The following is a 16,721-nucleotide window of genomic DNA, read 5'->3' as shown; positions in this document are numbered from 1 at the left end:
GACCGTATGGACAAGCTCGACACCTCCTGGGTGCTGCGCTGGGCCGAGCTCGCCCAGCACGTCGTCTCCGAGAACCGGATCGCGCTCATGGAGCTGGACCGCGCCATCGGCGACGGCGACCACGGCGACAACCTCGACCGCGGCTTCACCGCCGTGAGCGCCAAGCTCGCCGACGCCGCCCCGGACACCCCGACGGCGGCCCTCAAGCTCATCGCCACCACCCTCATGTCCACCGTCGGTGGGGCGGCCGGTCCGCTGTACGGCACCGCCTTCCTGCGCAGCGCCACCGCCGTCGGCGACGGTGCCATCGACGCCTCCGCAGTCGCGGCGATGCTCGCCGCCGGCGTCGAGGGCGTCGTCGCGCGGGGCCGGGCGGAGGCCGGGGACAAGACGATGGTCGACGCGCTCCTGCCGGCCGCCGACGCCGCCCGCACGGTGGCCGAGGAAGGCGGGAGCGCGCGGGCCGCGCTCGAGGCGGCCGCCGATGCGGCCGCCGCCGGCGCGGAGGCGACCGAGCCGATGGTGGCCCGCAAGGGCCGCGCCAGCTACCTCGGGGAGCGCTCGGCCGGGCACCGTGACCCCGGCGCCCAGTCCAGCGCCCTCATCCTGCGCGCCGCAGCGGACGCCGCTGCCCGGGAAGCGGGGACAGGGCCGTGACGACGGCGATCGTCGTCGTCTCCCACTCCGCGCAGCTGGCCCAGGGGCTGTGCGAGGTCGCGGCGCAGATGGCACCCGACGTCGTGCTCCGCCCGGCCGGCGGGACGGACGACGGTCGCATCGGCACGAGCTTCGACAAGCTGCTCACCGCGGTCGGCGAGCTGACCGCCGACGGTGGGGACGGCGTCGTCGTCCTCACCGACCTCGGCTCGGCCACGATGACGGCCGAGTCCGTCCTCGAGATGGTCGAGGACGACCAGGTGCTGCTCGCCGACGCGCCGCTCGTCGAGGGGACGGTCGCGGCGGCCGTCGCCGCGCAGGGCGGCGCGGGACCCGAGGAGGTGCGGCGCGCCGCCGAGGAGGCCGCGCTGTCCTTCGCCGCCGCCCAGGGCGGCGGCCCGGCGGGCCCGGCGCGCGACGGGGAGGTGCTCGAACGACAGCTGGAGCTGCGCAACCGGCTCGGGCTGCACGCCCGTCCCGCGGCGCAGCTCGCGCGCCTCGTGTCCGGCTTCGACGCGCACGTCGAGGTCAACGGCGTCGACGGGGCGAGCGTCCTCGCGCTCATCGGCCTGGGCCTGTCCGGCGGCGCGCTCATCACCGTCCGCGCCAGCGGCCCGCAGGCCGAGCACGCGCTCGACGCCGTCGCCCAGGTCGTCGACGAGGGCTTCGGAGAGGAGTAGCGCCGTCCGGCCGAGGCGTGGTTATGGTGGCGGTAGCGCTCGCTCCCGACCGCACCGTCGCCCGAAGGGACCCACCCGATGCATGAGGTCAAGGCCGTCGTCGTCACGGCGAAGGACGCCCCCGCCACCGTGGAGACGATCCTCGTGCCCGACCCCGGGCCGGGGGAGGCGCTCGTTGACGTCATCACCTGCGGGGTGTGCCAGACCGACCTGCACTACAAGGTCGGCGGCGTCAGCGACGACTTCCCCTTCCTCCTCGGCCACGAGGCCTCCGGGGTCGTCTCCGCCGTCGGTGAGGGCGTCACCGAGGTCGCCGTCGGGGACCGCGTCATCCTCAACTGGCGCGCCGTGTGCGGGCAGTGCCGCGCGTGCCGCAAGGGCCAGCCCTGGTACTGCTTCGCCACCCACAACGCGACGCAGAAGATGACCCTCCAGGACGGCACCGAGCTCAGCCCGGCGCTCGGCATCGGAGCCTTCGCCGAGAAGACCCTCGTCGCCGCGGGCCAGTGCACGAAGATCGAGGGCGACATCGCGCCCGAGCAGTACGCCGCCCTCGGTCTGCTCGGCTGCGGGGTCATGGCCGGCATCGGCGCCGTCCTCAACACCGGCGCGGTCCAGCGCGGGGAGTCCGTGGCCGTCATCGGCTGCGGCGGGGTCGGAACGGCGGCGGTCGCCGGTGCCGTGCTCGCCGGCGCGACGACGATCATCGCCGTCGACCTCGACGACGAGAAGCTCGCCACCGCCCGCCGCTTCGGTGCCACCCACACCGTCAACTCCCGCGCGCAGGACCCGGTCGAGGCCGTCCGCGCGCTCACCGGCGGCTTCGGGGCGGACGTCGTCGTCGACGCCGTCGGGATCGCCGCCACCTTCGCCCAGGCCTTCGAGGCACGTGACCTCGCCGGCCGCGTCGTCCTCGTCGGTGTCCCCGACCCGGGCACCACGTGGGAGATCCCGCTGGACCAGGTCTTCGGCCGCGGCGGGGCGATCAAGTCCGCGTGGTACGGCGACACCCTGCCCTCGCGCGACTTCCCCATGCTCGTCGAGCAGTACCGGCTGGGCCGCCTCGACCTCGACGGCTTCGTCACCGAGCGCATCGGCATCGAGGACGTCGAGCCCGCCTTCGACAAGATGACCGCCGGCAAGGTGCTCCGCTCCGTCGTCGAGATCAACGAGCCCCCCGCCGCGTAGCGCCACCCCCTCTCTCGCGCCGACAGCCGAGTTGTCGCCGACAGCCGAGTTGTCGCCGAGAGCCGACTTTCCGACGTCGTCCACCAACCCGATGGGAGCACCCCATGACCACCCGCACCGACAGCAGCGGACGCGTCCGCGTCGAGAACCTCGTCACGAGCGGCACCTTCTCCCTCGACGGCGGGACCTGGGAGGTCGACAACAACGTGTGGATCGTCGGTGACGACGCCGAGTGCGTCGTCATCGACCCGGCGCACGACCCGGCCGCCGTCGTCGAGGCGGTCGACGGGCGCCGCGTCGTCGCCGTCCTGCTCACCCACGGCCACGACGACCACATCCGCGCGGTCCGTGACGTCGCCACGCAGGTGGGCGCGGCGGTCTACCTCAACCCGGCCGACACGATGCTGTGGGAGCAGGTCTACCCGGGCACGACGGCGGACGCGGAGATCGCCGACGGGCAGGAGATCAGCGTCGCCGGTGTCACGCTGACCGCCCTGCACACCCCCGGCCACTCGCCCGGCTCGACGTGCTTCCACGCACCGGGCCTGGGGGAGGGCGGCGTCCTGTTCTCCGGGGACACCCTGTTCAACGGTGGCCCCGGCGCGACCGGGCGCTCCTACTCCGACTTCCCCACGATCGTCGAGTCGATCCGCGATCGGATCCTCACGCTGCCCGAGTCCACCGAGGTGCTCACCGGCCACGGGGACCCCACGTCGGTCGGCGCCGAGAAGCCCCACCTGCAGGAGTGGATCGACCGCGGTCACTGAGCGGTCGCCGGTGGCGGGTAGGGCACGATAGGACCATGAGCGAGAACAAGCCCGTCGAGAGCTGGCTGACCGACATGGACGGCGTGCTCGTCCACGAGCAGCAGGCCATCCCCGGGGCCGCCGAGTTCATCCAGGCCCTCATCGCCTCCGGGCGACGCTTCCTCGTCCTGACGAACAACTCGATCTTCACCCCGCGCGACCTGCGGGCGCGGCTGCGCGCCGGGGGCATCGACATCCCCGAGGACGCGATCTGGACCTCGGCGATGGCCGCGGCGCAGTTCCTCGACGGCCAGCGCCGCGGGGGCAGCGCCTACGTCGTCGGCGAGGCCGGGCTCACCACCGCGCTGCACGACATCGGCTACACGATGACGGACGTCGACCCCGACTACGTCGTCCTCGGGGAGACCCGCACGTACTCCTTCGAGGCGATCACCCGCGCGATCCGGCTCATCGAGGCGGGCGCACGCTTCATCGCGACCAACCCCGACCCGTCCGGCCCGTCCCAGGAGGGCACGCTCCCCGCGACGGGCGCCGTGGCCGCCCTCATCACCCGGGCCACCGGCGTCGAGCCGTACTTCGTCGGCAAGCCCAACCCGCTCATGATGCGCAGCGCCCTCAACCGGATCGACGCACACTCCGAGTCCACCGTGATGATCGGGGACCGGATGGACACCGACGTCATCTCCGGGCTCGAGGCCGGCATGCGGACCATCCTCGTCCTCACGGGGTCCACCCGGCCCGAGCAGGTGGACCGCTTCCCATACGTGCCCACCCGGGTGGTGGACTCCATCGCCGACATCATCCCGCTCGTCTCCGAGTACGCCCCGCTGGCGGAGCGGTGAGCCGTCGCCCCAGGCGCAGCGCCCGGGCGCTGTTCACGGCGACCCTCCTCCTCAGCGAGGCGATGGTCGTCCTCTTCGCCGGTCTCGTCGCCTACGGGCTGCGCCTCGCGCCGGTGCCCGTGATCGTCGGTGGCGGTGCGGTGCTCGCGCTGTGGGCGATCCTGGCCGGCGCGCTCGTGCGGCGCGGCACGGTGGGGTACGTGCTCGGCTCCGTCCTGCAGGTCGCGCTCGTCGCCACGGGCCTCGTCGTGCCGATGATGTTCGCCGTCGGCGGCATCTTCGCCGTGCTCTGGCTCGTGTCGCTGCGCATCGGTGGGCAGATCGACGCCGAGCGCGTCGTGCGCGAGGACGCCGAGCGCGAGTACGAGGAGCGCCACGGCACGGGTGGAGCCGCAGCGGCCGGGTAGGGTCGGGCGCGTGACTTCCACCGAACGCACCCTCGTCCTCATCAAGCCCGACGGCGTCCAGCGCTCCCTGGTCGGGGAGGTCCTGCGCCGCATCGAGGCCAAGGGCTACCGCATCGTCGCCCTGGAGATGCGCAGCGCCGACGCCGAGCTCCTCGGCGAGCACTACGCCGAGCACCGCGGCCGTCCCCACTTCGAGCCGCTCGTCGAGTTCATGGGCTCGGGCCCGCTCGTCGCCGCCGTCGTCGAGGGCAACCGCGTCATCGAGGGCTTCCGCTCCCTCGCCGGGACCACGGAGCCGACGACGGCGGCCCCCGGCACCATCCGCGGTGACCTCGCCCGCGCCTGGGACACCCAAGTCATCCAGAACCTCGTTCACGGCTCGGACTCGGAGGAGTCGGCCCAGCGCGAGATCGCTCTCTGGTTCCCGACGCTCTGACCCGCACCCACCCCCCACCCTCCCCCCCCCAAACGTCGCAATTGGTCGTACGGCTGACGCGAGCAAGCGTTTTCCGCGTCGCTCGACTCACCAATTGCGAAGTTTGGGGGAGGGGGTTTGGGGGTCCCGTAGGCTGCAGGCGTGCATCTCAAGACGCTGACGCTGCGGGGGTTCAAGTCCTTCGCGTCGGCGACGACCCTTCACCTGGAGCCCGGGATCACCTGCGTGGTGGGGCCCAACGGCTCGGGTAAGTCCAACGTCGTCGACGCCCTGTCGTGGGTCATGGGCGAGCAGGGCGCCAAGTCGCTGCGCGGCGGCTCGATGTCCGACGTCATCTTCGCCGGCACCTCCTCCCGCGCGCCGCTGGGCCGCGCCGAGGTCTCCCTCACCATCGACAACTCCGACGGGCTGCTGCCCATCGACTACTCCGAGGTGACGATCTCCCGCACGCTCTTCCGGGGCGGCGGCTCGGAGTACGCGATCAACGGCGAGTCCTGCCGGCTCCTCGACATCCAGGAGCTCCTCTCGGACACCGGCATGGGCCGGGAGATGCACGTCATCGTCGGGCAGGGGCAGCTCGACGCCGTCCTCTCCGCCGGGCCCGAGGAGCGCCGCGGCTTCATCGAGGAGGCCGCCGGGGTCCTCAAACACCGCCGCCGCAAGGAGAAGGCGCTGCGCAAGCTCGAGGCGATGAAGGCGAACGTCGACCGCGTCACCGACCTGTCCACCGAGATCCGCCGCCAACTCGGCCCGCTCGCCCGGCAGGCCGACGTCGCCCGCCGCGCCCAGGTCATCCAGGCCGACCTGCGCGACTCCCGCGCCCGCCTGCTGGCCGACGACCTCGTCCAGCTCACCGCCACCCTCCAGCGGGAGGTCGCCGACGAGACCGCGCTGCGTGAGCGGCGCACCGCCGTCGAGGCCGCGGCCGACTCCGCCCGCAGCCGGCTGGCCGCCCTCGAGGCCCAGGCGGCCGCCGCCGCGCCGCTCCTGCGCGAGGCGACCGACACGTGGCACTCGCTGTCCGGGCTCCGGGAGCGGCTGCGCGGGCTGCACTCCCTGGCCGCCGAGCGCACGCGCCTCCTCGGCGCGCCCGTCCAGGAGCACCGCGGCACCGACCCCGAGGAGCTCGACGCCCGGGCCTCCCGCGCCCGCGAGGAGGAGCAGGCACTCGCCGCGGAGGTCGAGGCCGCCCGCGGCGCCCGTGACGCCGCCGTCGCCGAGCGCGGCCGCCTCGAGGAGGTCGAGCGCGAGGCCGAGCGGGCGCTCGCCGCGGTCCACCGCGGCGTCGCCGACCGCCGCGAGGGGCTGGCCCGGCTCACCGGTCAGGTCGCGGCCCGCCGCAGCGCCGCCGAGGCCGCCCAGGCCGAGCTCGGGCGGCTGCGCGCCAACCTTGCCGAGGCCGAGGAGCGCAGCGCCCGCGCCCAGAGCGAGTTCACCGCCCTCGAGCAGCAGGTCGCCGGCGAGGAGGAGGGCGAGGAGGGTCTGGACGAGGCCCACGAGGAGGCCCTGGAGGAGCTCGACGCCGCCGAGGCCGCCCTCGCCGCCCTCCTCGAGGACGAGCGCACCGCGGAGGGGGAGCGGCGCACCTGGCAGACCCGCCGCGACACCCTCGAGCTCTCCCTCGCCCGCAAGGACGGCACCGGCGCGCTGCTCGAGGCCGCCGACGGCCTCGCCGGGCTGCGCGGCTCCCTGCCGGACGCGCTGAGCGTCGAGCACGGCTACGAGACGGCCGTCGCCGCCGTCCTCGGCGCCCACACCGACGCCGCCGTCGTCGAGTCGACCGACGTCGCCGTCGACGCCATCCGCCGCGCCCGTGACGAGGACCTCGGCCAGGTGCGGCTCGTCGTCGCCGGCGCCCCCGGACCCGACGACGACGGCGCCGCCCCGGCGGGCGGGCGCTGGGCCCGTGACGTCGTCACCGCCGAGGGCGAGCTCGCCGGTGCCGTCGCCACGCTCCTGGCGGGCGCTGTCGTCGTCGACGACCTCGCCGCCGCCCGCGTCGCCGTCGCCGCCGCCGACGTCCTCGCCGTCACCCGCGACGGGGACGTCCTCTCGCGCGCCAGGGCCGCCGGCGGCACGAGCGCCGGCCCCAGCGTCCTCGAGCTGCACGCCGCCCACGAGGAGGCGGTGACCGAGGCCGACGCCGCGACCGCCCGCGCCGAGCAGGCCAGGTTCGGCCTCGTCGCGGCCCGTGACCGTGTCGCCCGCGCCCAGGAGGCCGTCGACGCGACCCTCGCCGCCCTGCACGCCTCCGACGCCCGGCTCGCCGGCGTGGCCGAGCAGCTGGGCCGCCTCGGCTCCGCGGCCCGCTCCGCGGAGGCCGAGGCCGAGCGCATCCGTCCCGCGATCACCGAGCTCGTCGCCAAGGGCGAGGACCACGAGCGCCAGCTCGCCGAGCTCCTCGCCCGCCTCGAGGTCGCCCAGCAGGAGCCCGAGCGCACCGAGGAGGACCTGACGGCCGCGACGGCGGAGCGGGACCGTGCCGCCGGTGAGGCCCGCGCCGCCCGGGCCCGGGAGACCGAGGCGCGCCTCGCGCTGCGCACCGTCGAGGAGCGGGCCGGTGCCCTGTCCGGCCGGGCCGCCTCCCTCGAGCGCGCCGCCGAGGCCGAGCGCGTGGCCCGCCGCAAGGCCGCGGAGCGCGAGCAGCGCCGCGCCCGGCAGGCCCAGACCGCCGCCCTCGTCCGCTCCGGCGCCGAGCAGGCGCTCGCCGTCGTCGAGCGCTCGCTCGCGGCGGCCGCGGACGCCCGCGAGGAGGCCGAGGAGGCCCGCGGCGCCCGGGAGCGTGAGATCGCCCAGGTGCGCGCCGAGCTCGAGGAGGCCACCGGCGAGCTCGCCCGGCTCACCGACGCCGTCCACCGCGACGAGGTCGCGCGCACCGAGCAGCGCCTGCGCATCAGCCAGCTCGAGGAGCGCGCGGTCAGCGAGCTCGGGCTGGACCCCGAGGTGCTCGTCGAGGAGTACGGACCCCACCAGCCGGTGCCCGTCGTCGTGCCCGAGGGCGAGGAGCCGCGCGAGCCCGTCCCCTACGTCCGCGAGGAGCAGGACAAGCGGCGTAAGCGCGCCGAGCGCGACCTGGCCCGCCTCGGCAAGGTCAACCCGCTGGCCCTGGAGGAGCACGCGGCGCTCGCCGAGCGGCACCGCTTCCTCACCGAGCAGCTCGCCGACCTCAAGAAGTCCCGCGCCGACCTCATGGAGATCGTCCGGGAGATCGACGAGCGGGTGGAGCGGGTCTTCGCCGAGGCCTACGTCGACACCTCCGCCGCCTTCGACGACGTCTTCGCCCGCCTGTTCCCGGGCGGCGAGGGCCGGCTCGTCCTCACCGACCCCGAGAACATGCTCACCACGGGCATCGAGATCGAGGCCCGGCCCGCCGGCAAGAAGGTCAAGCGGCTCTCGCTCCTGTCCGGCGGGGAGCGCTCGCTCACCGCCGTCGCCCTCCTCGTCGCGATCTTCAAGGCCCGGCCGAGCCCGTTCTACGTCATGGACGAGGTCGAGGCGGCGCTGGACGACACGAACCTCGGGCGGCTGCTCGAGATCTTCACCGAGCTGCGCGAGGACTCCCAGCTCATCGTCATCACGCACCAGAAGCGGACGATGGAGGTTGCCGACGCCCTGTACGGCGTGACGATGCGCGGGGACGGCGTCACGACCGTCATCAGCCAGCGGCTCGCCGACGAGGAGCGACACGCCGCCCCGGTGTGACATTTCTGTTAGCACAGACCGCCCCGCCGTGGGTGATAATGGGGCCCATGACGGGGGCGATCCTGGTGACCACGCTCGCGGTGCTGTGCGCCGCGGGGATCTTCGCTGCCGTCCTCATGGCCCAGCGCCCCGAGGAGGGCTGGCGCACCTGGCTGCGTGACACGGTCCGAGCCTGGCGGCACGAGGACTTCACCTGGGCGGACGAGCTCGACGAGGAGGACGCCGGCGGCCTCGGCACGCTGTACCTCATGAGCGAGCCGGGCAACGCCTACACGACCGCCGAGGAGCTCGCCGAGCGCCTGCGCGACCTCCGCGAGCACGCCCCCGCCCTGTCCGACCGCGGCGAGGGGCGCCCCACCGAGGCCCCCGCCTGACCCGGCCGGAGCCGGGCGGGCCCGCGCCCGCCCCACCCGCCCGGTGGCCCCGCCACCGCCCCGTGGTCCAGACTTGGCTGCTGTGACCGAACAGCTCTGGGCAGTCCTTGCCGTCGTCCTCGTCGTCCTCGCCGCCGGAACCGCCGCCCTCACCGCGGGCGTGCGCCGGCGTCGTCCACCCGCCCTGCCGACGGAGCAGCCGTCCGTCACCGGCGCCGACGCGCCCGTCGACACGCTGCCCCCGGACGTCGACGACAGCGACGTCGTCCTCGAGGAGCCGCCCGCCGTCGTGGCGGAGCGTCCCGCGCCCGTCGCAGGCCGGATGGTGCGCCTGCGCGAGCGGCTGTCCCGCTCGGGCACCATCGGTCGCTCGCTCCTGTCGATCCTCTCCCGTGAGTCGCTCACCGAGGAGGACTGGGAGGAGATCGAGGAGACGCTCCTGCTCGCCGACGTCGGCATCGGCCCGACGACCGAGCTCATGGACCGGCTCCGCTCGCGCGTGCAGGTGCTCGGCACCAAGGATGCCGCGTCCGTCCGGGACATCCTCCGCGAGGAGCTCCTCCACCTCGTCGACCCCGCGATGGACCGCTCGCTGCGCACGGCCAAGGGCGTGGGCGACGACGGCGCGCCGCACCCCGCGACCGTCCTCGTCGTCGGCGTCAACGGCACCGGCAAGACGACGACGGTGGGCAAGCTTGCCCGCGTCCTCGTCGCCGAGGACCTCGAGGTCGTCCTCGGTGCCGCCGACACCTTCCGCGCCGCCGCCGCCGACCAGCTGCAGACCTGGGGTGAGCGCGTCGGTGTCACCACCGTCCGCTCGGACCGGGAGGGCGCAGACCCGGCCGCCGTCGCCTTCGACGCCGTCCAGACCGGGCGGACCGCCAGGGCCGACGTCGTGCTCGTCGACACCGCCGGGCGCCTGCAGAACAAGGCCGACCTCATGGGCGAGCTCGGCAAGATCAAGCGCGTCATCTCCCGGCAGGCGCCGGTGAGCGAGGTCCTCCTCGTCCTGGACGCGACCACGGGGCAGAACGGCCTGCGCCAGGCGCAGGTGTTCGCGGAGGTCGTCGACGTCACCGGCATCGTCCTCACCAAGCTCGACGGCACCGCCAAGGGCGGGATCGTCGTCGCCGTCCAGCGCCAGCTCGGGGTCCCGGTCAAGCTCGTCGGCCTGGGGGAGGGCGCGGACGACCTCGCCCCCTTCGTCCCCGAGGACTTCGTCGACGCCCTGCTCGCCTGAGGGCACCGTAGGAAGCGGCCCGCCCCACCGTGGCAGGGGGCCGGGCCCCTCCCCGCTCGGCGTCACGGGGGGCGGAAACATGGTTGTTACCCGCACGCGTCGGACGTCACGCGATTGAAACGTGGCGGCGGCTTGACTGAAACGTGAGGCGAGGAGGGTGGTCCCCAGCCGGCCGTAAGGAGCCGGGATCGAGAGGACCACCCATGGAGCTCGACAGCGGCATCACCGCGTGGATGCTGGTCTCAGCATCGCTCGTGCTGCTCATGACCCCCGGGCTGGCGCTGTTCTACGGCGGTATGACCCGGTCCAAGTCCGTACTCAACATGATGATGATGTCCTTCGGGGCGATGGGCGTCATCGGCGTCATCTACGTGCTGTGGGGCTGGTCGATGTCCTACGGCAGCGAGAGCATCGGCGGCATCTTCGCCAACCCCTTCGAGATGTTCGGCCTCGACGGCGCGATCCTCGACGAGTCCGGGGAGTTCGTCCTCGACGGCGGACTGCCCGTCATCGTCGATGTCGGCTTCCAGGTCACCTTCGCCATCATCACCACCGCCCTCATCAGCGGCGCCCTCGCCGAGCGCGTCAAGTTCGGCACGTGGATGGTGTTCACCGGCCTGTGGGTCACCCTCGCCTACTTCCCCATGGCCCACATGGTGTGGGGCGGCGGCCTCCTCAGCGGTGACGGACCCTTCGCCTCCATCGCCGAGCCGATCGACTTCGCCGGCGGCACCGTCGTCCACATCAACGCCGGCGTCGCGGCCCTCGTGCTCGCGCTCGTCGTCGGCAAGCGCCGCGGCTTCGGGCGCACCCCCAGCCGTCCCCACAACCTCCCCTTCGTCATGCTCGGCGCGGCCCTCCTGTGGTTCGGCTGGTTCGGCTTCAACGCCGGCTCCGCCTACGCGGCCGACGGCCTCGCGGGCCTCGCCTGGGTCAACACGACGACGTGCGCGGCCGCCGCGATCATCGGCTGGCTCGTCGTCGAGAAGCTCCGTGACGGGCACGCCACCTCCCTGGGTGCCGCCTCCGGCATCGTCGCGGGCCTCGTCGCCATCACCCCGGCCGCCGGCGCCCTCAGCCCGGTCGGCGCGATCGTCCTGGGCCTCCTCGCCGGTGGGCTGTGCGCCCTCGCGGTGTCCCTCAAGTACCGCTTCGGCTACGACGACTCCCTCGACGTCGTCGGCGTCCACCTCGTCGGCGGCCTCGTCGGCACCGTGATGATCGGCTTCCTCGCCACCGACGGCGGCCTCTTCTACGGCGGCGGCGCCAACCTCCTCGCCGTCCAGGTCATCATCGCGGTCGTCGCGATGGTCCTGTCCGCCGTCGTCACCCTCGTCATCGGGCTCGCCCTCAAGGCGACGCTCGGCTGGCGGGTGGCCGAGGACGTCGAGACGATCGGTATCGACTCCGCCGTCCACGGCGAGTCGGCCTACGAGGGCCTGGGCAGCGGCCTGGCCGCCACCCTCCCGCCCCGCGAGGCCGCTCCCACCACCGTCAGCAGCGAAGAGAAGGTCGGGTCATGAAGCTCATCACCGCCGTCATCCAGCCGCACCGGCTGACCGACGTCAAGCAGGCACTCACGAGCGTGGGAGTCCGTGGCATGACGGTCTCCGAGGCCAGCGGCTACGGGCGCCAGCACGGGCACACCGAGGTCTACCGCGGCGCCGAGTACGCCGTCGACCTCGTGCCGAAGGTCCGCATCGAGATCCTCGTCGACGACCACGACGTCACCGTCGTCACCGGCGCGATCGTCCAGGCTGCCCAGACCGGGCGCATCGGCGACGGGAAGGTGTGGGTCTCTCCCGTCGAGGAGGTCGTGCGGGTCCGCACGGGCGACCGCGGCGCCGTCGCGGTCTGACCGTGGGCCGCGCGCACACCGTCGACGACCTGCGCGCGGCCCGGCTCGCCCTCCCGCTGCCCGCCCCGGTCCAGGCCGGGGCGGGCAGCGGTCGTGCCGCCGGCACGCGCTACCGGGCCGAGCTCTCCGGTCTCGTCGACGCCGCCCTCGCCGGGCTGTGGGAGACCGCCGTGCCGGACGCGCCCACCGGCCTCGCGCTCGCCGTCGTCGGCTCGCAGGGGCGCCGCGACGCCGGGCCGATGAGCGACCTCGACGTCGTCCTCCTCCACGACGGGCGCCACCACGACGCCGCCTCCGTCGCGCCCCTGGCGCAGGCGCTGTGGTACCCGCTGTGGGACGCGGACCTCGACGTCGACCACGCGGTCCGCAGCCTCGCCGGGTGCCGGCAGGTCGCCTCCGACGACCTCGTCTCGGCGGTCGGCCTGCTCGACATCCGGCACGTGGCCGGGGACGCCGACGTCGTCGCCCGCGCCCGCAGCGCCGTCCTCGCCGACTGGCGGGCCGCGGCACGCCGGCGGCTGCCCGAGCTCCTCGGCTCGGTCCGCGAGCGGGGGGAGCGGCACGGCGAGCTCGCCTACCTCGTCGAGCCGGACCTCAAGGAGGCCCGTGGCGGGCTGCGTGACGTCGTCGTCCTGCGGGCGCTGGCCGCCACGTGGCTGGCCGACCGGCCCCACGGCGAGCTCGACGACGCCGCCGCCCTCCTCCTCGACGTGCGCGACGCCCTCGCCGTGGTGACGGGGCGCCGCACCACCCGGCTGCTGCGCGTCGACACCCCCGACGTCGCGGCCCGCATCGGCCTGGAGGGCCCGGACGCGCTGCTCGCCGAGCTCGCCCAGGCAGCACGCACCGTCACCGCGGCGCTCGACCTCACCGTCCGCCGCGCCCGCCAGGCGCTGCGCCGGACCGCGCTGCTGCGCCGCGGCCCGGCGGTCGTCCGCGGACGGCGCGTCGCACCGCGCCTGCGTCCGGTCGCCGCCGGCCTGGCCGAGCACGACGGCGAGCTCGTCCTCGCCACCGACGCCGACGTCGAGCAGGACACCGGCCTCACGCTCCGCGCGGCCGCCGCCGCGGCCAGGACCGGCCTGCCGCTGTCCCCGGTCACCCTCGCCAGCCTCCGGCGGGCCCCCGCGCCGCCGGTGCCCTGGCCCGAGAGCGCTCGGGCGGACCTCCTCGAGCTCCTCGGCTCCGGCGCCGCCCAGATCCCCGTGTGGGAGGCGCTCGACCTCGCCGGCGTCGTGACGCGGTGGATCCCCCAGTGGCAGGACGTGCGCAACCGGCCCCAGCGGTCCCCGGTGCACCGACACACCGTGGACCGCCACCTCGTCCAGACGGCCGCCAACGCCGCGGAGCTGCTGCGCGAGCGGGCTCCTCGGGTGACGGACATGAGCCGTGCGGCGCTCCTGCTCGCGGCGCTCCTCCACGACATCGGCAAGGTGGAGGGTGCGGCGGACCACTCGCGGGAGGGGGAGTGGCGGGCCGCGGCCGTCGTCGAGCGGCTGGGCCTGCCCGCGCCGACGGCGGCAACCGTCACCCTCCTCGTGCGCGAGCACCTCACGCTCGCCACCCTCGCGACGACGCGCGACCCGGCGGACCCGGAGGTCGTGGCGGAGCTGCTCGCCGCCGTCGGGCACCGTCCCGTCACGCTCGAGCTCCTCGCCCTCCTCACCGAGGCCGACGCGAGCGCTGCGGGGCCTCTCGCGTGGACGCCGTGGCGCGCCCGGCTCGTCGACGAGCTCCTGGCCCGGGGCCGCGACCGCCTGCGGCACGCGTCGTCGGTGCCGCCAAGTACCCTGGAGGCCTGACCGGACCCAACGAGCACGAGGGACGTCCTTGTTCGCCAGCCTCTCCGACCGCCTGACAGCCACCTTCCGCAACCTGCGCGGCAAGGGCCGGCTGTCCGAGCAGGACATCACCACCACCGTCTCCGAGATCCGGCGCGCCCTCCTCGAGGCGGACGTCGCCCTGCCGGTGGTGCGCGAGTTCACCGCCGCCGTCCGCGAGCGGGCCCTCGGGGCCGAGGTCTCCGCCGCCCTCAACCCCGGCCAGCAGGTCGTCAAGATCGTCAACTCCGAGCTCGTCGAGATCCTCGGCGGCCAGGCGCGCGACCTGCGCTTCGCCAAGCGTCCGCCGACGGTCATCATGCTCGCCGGCCTCCAGGGCGCCGGTAAGACCACCCTCGCCGGCAAGCTCGCGAAGTGGCTCAAGGACCAGGGCCAGACCCCGCTCCTCGTCGCCTCCGACCTCCAGCGCCCCAACGCCGTCACCCAGCTCCAGGTGGTCGGCGAGCGCGCCGGCGTGCCGGTGTGGGCCCCGGAGCCGGGCAACGGCGTCGGTGACCCCATCGAGGTGGCGCGCTCGGGCCTGGCGCACGCGCAGGACAAGCTCCACTCCGTCGTCATCGTCGACACCGCCGGCCGTCTCGGCGTCGACACCGAGATGATGGCCCAGGCCGCCGCCATCAAGGACGTCGTCCAGCCCGACGAAACCCTCTTCGTCCTCGACGCGATGATCGGCCAGGACGCCGTCGCGACGGCGCAGGCCTTCCAGGAGGGCGTCGACTTCACCGGCGTCGTCCTCACCAAGCTCGACGGCGACGCCCGCGGTGGTGCGGCGCTCTCGGTGGCCAAGGTCACCGGCCGGCCGGTCCTGTTCGCCTCCACCGGTGAGAAGCTCACCGACTTCGAGCGCTTCCACGCCGACCGGATGGCCTCCCGCATCCTCGACATGGGCGACATCCTCACGCTCATCGAGCAGGCCGAGCGTGCCTTCGACCAGGACGAGGCCGAGCGGATGGCCGCCAAGGTCGCCGGCGGCGAGGACTTCACGCTGCAGGACTTCCTGGACCAGATGCAGCAGCTCAAGAAGATGGGCTCGATGAAGAAGGTGCTCGGGATGCTCCCGGGCGCGGGCCAGATGCGTGAGGCCCTGGAGAACTTCGACGAGCGCGAGGTCGACCGCATCGAGGCGATGGTCCGCTCGATGACGCCCCAGGAGCGGGCCAACCCGAGGATCATCAACGGTTCGCGGCGCTCGCGCATCGCCCGCGGCTCGGGCACGACCGTCACCGAGATCAACCAGCTCATGGAGCGGTTCGACCAGGCGAAGACGATGATGCGGCAGATGGCGCGCTCCGGCGGCAAGCTGCCCCCCGGTGGCTTCGGCCCCGGTGGCCTGCCCGGCGGCGGCAAGAAGTCCAAGGGCCGCATGGCGCCGCCGCCGAAGAAGGGCAAGAAGGGCAAGTCCGGCAACCCCGCCAAGCGCGCGAAGCAGGAGGCCGAGGCGCTGCGCAAGGCCGACGAGCAGCCCGCGGCCCCGACCGGCTCCGCCTTCGGGATCGGCGGCGGGACCGCCGCCGCCCCGGAGAGCGTCCCGGACCTCGAGGACCTGCAGAAGTACCTGCGCTGACGGGAGTGGGATGGGCCAGCCGCTGCACCTGACCGGGACGATCGTCGTCGGTGACACCGCCGAGATCGACGAGTGCTGGGTGGTCGACGGCCGCCTCACGCTCGACGAGCCCGCCGATCCGGCGCGCGAGGTCGAGGGGTGGGTGCTGTCCGGGCTCGTCGACGTCCACTGCCACATCGGGCTCGGCCCCGGGGGCGCGGTGAGCGTGGAGGAGGCCGAGGTCCAGGCCAAGGCCGACCGCGAGGCGGGCACGCTGCTCGTCCGCGATGCCGGCTCCCCGCAGGACACCCGGTGGGTGCAGCAGCGCACCGACCTGCCCCGGCTCATCCGGGCCGGCCACCACCTCGCGCGGCCCAAGCGCTACCTGCGCCACTACGGGCGCGAGCTCGACGACGTCACCCGGCTCCCGCAGGCGATGGCCGAGGAGGCCGCGTCCGGGGACGGCTGGGTCAAGATCGTCGCCGACTGGATCGACCGGTCCGAGGGCGCCGACTCCGACCTGCGCCCGCTGTGGCCGGCCGACGTCCTCGCGGAGGGCGTCGCCGCCGCGCACGAGGCCGGCGCCAAGGTCACCGCCCACGCCTTCTCCCGGGAGGTCGTCGACGACCTCCTCGACGCCGGCATCGACGGCATCGAGCACGGCACCGGGATGACGGCCGACCACATCGCCGAGGCGGCCCGCCGCCGCATCCCGGTGACGCCCACGCTCCTCCAGGTGGACCACTTCGCCGGCTTCGCCGCGCAGGCCGGCGCCAAGTACCCCGTGTACGCCCGGAGGATGCTCGCCATGCACGAGCGCCGCCACGCGCAGGTCCGTGCCTTCCACGAGGCCGGGGTGCCGCTGCTCATGGGCTCGGACGCCGGTGGCACCATCGCCCACGGCTCGCTGCCCGCCGAGCTCGCCGAGGTCGTGCGCGCCGGCGTCCCCGTGCTCGACGTCGTCGCGGCCGCGAGCTGGCGCGCGCGTGACCTCCTCGGCGTGCCGGGGATCCGCGAGGGCGCGCCGGCCGACGTCGTCGTCTACGCCGCCGACCCCCGTGAGGACGTCGCCGTCCTCGAGCGCCCGCAGGCCGTCGTCCTGCGCGGCGAGCTCGTCTGACCGCGGGTCTTCACGGCGCCCGGGGGCGCGAGTAGCGTGGTCACAGGTGCGCGGTCGCACCGGGCG

At 74.4% G+C, this 16,721-nt stretch carries 15 protein-coding genes; all 15 read left to right on the top strand.

Features of this window, described 5'->3' with window-relative positions; all coding sequences use genetic code 11:
- Positions 1-6 precede the first annotated feature (6 nt).
- The 15 genes from dhaL (at position 7) to GD632_RS14450 (ending at position 16,655) form a co-directional block, all read left to right on the top strand.
- Positions 7-657: a dihydroxyacetone kinase subunit DhaL gene (gene dhaL / locus GD632_RS14520; protein WP_152192929.1), complete on the top strand. Its 651-nt coding sequence runs from the start codon at positions 7-9 to the stop codon at positions 655-657.
- Complete coding sequence (dhaM, locus tag GD632_RS14515; protein WP_152192928.1) at positions 654-1,337, top strand: dihydroxyacetone kinase phosphoryl donor subunit DhaM; 684 nt, start codon at positions 654-656, stop codon at positions 1,335-1,337. Before dhaL ends, dhaM begins: the two co-directional genes overlap by 4 nt.
- A 78-nt stretch (positions 1,338-1,415) precedes the next feature.
- Positions 1,416-2,525 (top strand): S-(hydroxymethyl)mycothiol dehydrogenase, encoded by a 1,110-nt coding sequence (locus tag GD632_RS14510; RefSeq protein WP_152192927.1) that lies wholly within the window; start codon positions 1,416-1,418, stop codon positions 2,523-2,525.
- 104 nt (positions 2,526-2,629) lie between these two features.
- Positions 2,630-3,292: an MBL fold metallo-hydrolase gene (locus GD632_RS14505; RefSeq protein WP_152192926.1), complete on the top strand. Its 663-nt coding sequence runs from the start codon at positions 2,630-2,632 to the stop codon at positions 3,290-3,292.
- A 35-nt stretch (positions 3,293-3,327) separates the two neighbouring features.
- Entirely contained in the window at positions 3,328-4,134 is an 807-nt protein-coding gene (locus GD632_RS14500; protein ID WP_152192925.1) for an HAD-IIA family hydrolase, read from the top strand.
- The gene (locus GD632_RS14495; RefSeq protein ID WP_226924893.1) at positions 4,131-4,541 is read left to right on the top strand and encodes a DUF4233 domain-containing protein; all 411 of its coding nucleotides are present in this window, start codon (positions 4,131-4,133) and stop codon (positions 4,539-4,541) included. Before GD632_RS14500 ends, GD632_RS14495 begins: the two co-directional genes overlap by 4 nt.
- 10 nt (positions 4,542-4,551) lie before the next feature.
- The gene (gene ndk, locus GD632_RS14490) at positions 4,552-4,977 is read left to right on the top strand and encodes a nucleoside-diphosphate kinase (protein WP_152192924.1); all 426 of its coding nucleotides are present in this window, start codon (positions 4,552-4,554) and stop codon (positions 4,975-4,977) included.
- 141 nt (positions 4,978-5,118) lie between these two features.
- The gene (gene smc, locus GD632_RS14485; RefSeq protein ID WP_193311499.1) at positions 5,119-8,679 is read left to right on the top strand and encodes a chromosome segregation protein SMC; all 3,561 of its coding nucleotides are present in this window, start codon (positions 5,119-5,121) and stop codon (positions 8,677-8,679) included.
- Between the two features lie 47 nt (positions 8,680-8,726).
- Complete coding sequence (locus GD632_RS14480; RefSeq protein WP_152192923.1) at positions 8,727-9,053, top strand: hypothetical protein; 327 nt, start codon at positions 8,727-8,729, stop codon at positions 9,051-9,053.
- Positions 9,054-9,135: 82 nt separating this feature from the next.
- Positions 9,136-10,293 carry a signal recognition particle-docking protein FtsY gene (ftsY, locus tag GD632_RS14475; RefSeq protein ID WP_152192922.1) on the top strand — a complete coding sequence of 386 codons (1,158 nt, stop codon included), beginning with the start codon at positions 9,136-9,138 and terminating at the stop codon, positions 10,291-10,293.
- A 203-nt stretch (positions 10,294-10,496) separates the two neighbouring features.
- On the top strand, positions 10,497-11,816 hold the full coding sequence (locus GD632_RS14470) for an ammonium transporter (protein WP_152192921.1): 1,320 nt from the start codon (positions 10,497-10,499) through the stop codon (positions 11,814-11,816).
- Positions 11,813-12,151, top strand: coding sequence for a P-II family nitrogen regulator (locus tag GD632_RS14465; protein ID WP_152192920.1), 339 nt, complete (start codon positions 11,813-11,815; stop codon positions 12,149-12,151). The genes GD632_RS14470 and GD632_RS14465 overlap by 4 nt, the downstream gene beginning before the upstream one ends.
- Positions 12,152-12,153: 2 nt before the next feature.
- The gene (locus GD632_RS14460; protein WP_226924892.1) at positions 12,154-13,953 is read left to right on the top strand and encodes a [protein-PII] uridylyltransferase family protein; all 1,800 of its coding nucleotides are present in this window, start codon (positions 12,154-12,156) and stop codon (positions 13,951-13,953) included.
- A 28-nt stretch (positions 13,954-13,981) separates the two neighbouring features.
- Positions 13,982-15,556, top strand: a complete 1,575-nt coding sequence (gene ffh / locus GD632_RS14455; protein ID WP_152192919.1) for a signal recognition particle protein — start codon at positions 13,982-13,984, stop codon at positions 15,554-15,556.
- Between the two features lie 10 nt (positions 15,557-15,566).
- On the top strand, positions 15,567-16,655 hold the full coding sequence (locus tag GD632_RS14450) for an amidohydrolase family protein (RefSeq protein ID WP_152192918.1): 1,089 nt from the start codon (positions 15,567-15,569) through the stop codon (positions 16,653-16,655).
- Positions 16,656-16,721: the final 66 nt, after the last annotated feature.

Source organism: Georgenia satyanarayanai, from assembly GCF_009193135.1.
Lineage (GTDB): Bacteria > Actinomycetota > Actinomycetes > Actinomycetales > Actinomycetaceae > Oceanitalea > Oceanitalea satyanarayanai.
The sequence above is the reverse complement of the archived record's forward strand: the minus strand, read 5'-3'. Positions and strand labels throughout refer to the sequence as shown.

Bases quoted from the DNA above. Each gene is read 5' to 3' on its own strand.
- GD632_RS14465 (WP_152192920.1), top strand. From the start codon at position 11,813: ATGAAGCTCATCACCGCCGTCATCCAGCCGCACCGGCTGACCGACGTC.
- GD632_RS14510 (WP_152192927.1), top strand. From the start codon at position 1,416: ATGCATGAGGTCAAGGCCGTCGTCGTCACGGCGAAGGACGCCCCCGCC.
- GD632_RS14505 (WP_152192926.1), top strand. From the start codon at position 2,630: ATGACCACCCGCACCGACAGCAGCGGACGCGTCCGCGTCGAGAACCTC.
- GD632_RS14470 (WP_152192921.1), top strand. From the start codon at position 10,497: ATGGAGCTCGACAGCGGCATCACCGCGTGGATGCTGGTCTCAGCATCG.
- GD632_RS14500 (WP_152192925.1), top strand. From the start codon at position 3,328: ATGAGCGAGAACAAGCCCGTCGAGAGCTGGCTGACCGACATGGACGGC.
- dhaL (WP_152192929.1), top strand. From the start codon at position 7: ATGGACAAGCTCGACACCTCCTGGGTGCTGCGCTGGGCCGAGCTCGCC.
- GD632_RS14480 (WP_152192923.1), top strand. From the start codon at position 8,727: ATGACGGGGGCGATCCTGGTGACCACGCTCGCGGTGCTGTGCGCCGCG.
- GD632_RS14450 (WP_152192918.1), top strand. From the start codon at position 15,567: ATGGGCCAGCCGCTGCACCTGACCGGGACGATCGTCGTCGGTGACACC.